This is a genomic window from Rhizobium sp. PEPV16, from assembly GCF_008919455.1.
Taxonomy (GTDB): domain Bacteria; phylum Pseudomonadota; class Alphaproteobacteria; order Rhizobiales; family Rhizobiaceae; genus Rhizobium; species Rhizobium leguminosarum_Q.
The window spans coordinates 1-1,046 of sequence record NZ_VSZV01000031.1 but is presented as its reverse complement, the minus strand read 5'-3'; the positions used below and the strand labels follow the sequence as shown (position 1 = coordinate 1,046).

2 protein-coding genes and 1 pseudogene are annotated in these 1,046 nt (G+C 56.4%); all 3 read left to right on the top strand.

Annotation, left to right across the window (positions count from 1 at the left end; genetic code table 11):
• On the top strand, positions 1-384 hold a 384-nt coding region (locus tag FY112_RS00220; protein WP_246700566.1), incomplete at its 5' end, for a LysR substrate-binding domain-containing protein.
• A 384-nt stretch (positions 385-768) separates the two neighbouring features.
• On the top strand, positions 769-969 hold the full coding sequence (locus FY112_RS00215; protein ID WP_017958375.1) for a type II toxin-antitoxin system VapB family antitoxin: 201 nt from the start codon (positions 769-771) through the stop codon (positions 967-969).
• A pseudogene (locus FY112_RS00210) lies at positions 966-1,046 on the top strand (type II toxin-antitoxin system VapC family toxin); the annotation flags it as partial. The gene FY112_RS00215 and the pseudogene FY112_RS00210, both read left to right, overlap by 4 nt.

Below are 1,046 nucleotides of genomic sequence, written 5' to 3'. Positions count from 1 at the left end.
GAAACTCCGGCCGATCTTGAGCATCACGATTGCCTGACCTTCAATTTCCGGCGCGCCAGACCCACTTGGCCGTTTCGTCACGAAGGGCGGGATATTGCGCAGCCGGTCAAGGGCAGTATCGTCGTCAACAATGGCGAGACGATGAAGCAGATGGCGCTGGCAGGCGCCGGCATTGCTCGTGTCGGTTTGTTTCATGTGGCCGAAGAGATTGCAGCGGGACGGCTTGTCCCGCTGCTCGAGGCGCACAATCCGGGAGACCTTGAACTGGTGCATGCCATCTATGTCGGTGGCGGCCCACTGCCCCACCGCGTGCGTGCGTTTATAGAGCATATGATTGCGACGCTGGAGGGCACTCCGCTGCTGCAAGGGATTGCCCTCCCCTAGCTGGCAGAAAGGAGAAATTAGCCATCTCCCTTATTCAGTCAATGCTTCAATCTGATAACCAACGCGATCGGTACGAGCCGCCGATTTAATCTCAGTGGGGTTCGCAACACCTTCACAACAAAAGCAAGACACCCGGCGCTGGATCTCTGCCGGAGCGAGATGAAGAGGCGGTCATCCCCGGATCAGGGTGAGCGATCCACGACTTGGTTTGCAGTGAACGATTGCCCCTGACGATCGCCCTGAGCATGCTGGTCAAATCGGGTGATCTCCGTCGACAGGTCGCGGCTTGATTTTTGTCACGCCCGACGTATCGACGTGGTAACTAGGCGTAGATTTTATCACCAAATGGTGCTATTTAAAGCGTCAGGACAAGGATAAGAAACGATGCGATCGACTATCAATCTCGACGACACTCTCATGGAAAGGGCCAGGTCCCTGACCGGCACAAAAGAAACCGCTGCTCTAGTCCGCCAGGCGTTGGAGACGCTCGTCCGAGTAGAGTCGGGAAAACGCCTCATCGCGCTCGGCGGAACTATGCCCGATGCAGAGGCAGCTCCACGTCGCCGAAGCGCAGCTGCCAAGTGATACTGGCAGACACTTCTATATGGATCGATCATTTCCGCCATCTTGATGCAGAGCTTCGGACGATCATTGAGGACGAT

Coding starts and splice junctions, on each gene's coding strand:
- FY112_RS00215 (WP_017958375.1), top strand. CDS start 769: ATGCGATCGACTATCAATCTCGACGACACTCTCATGGAAAGGGCCAGG.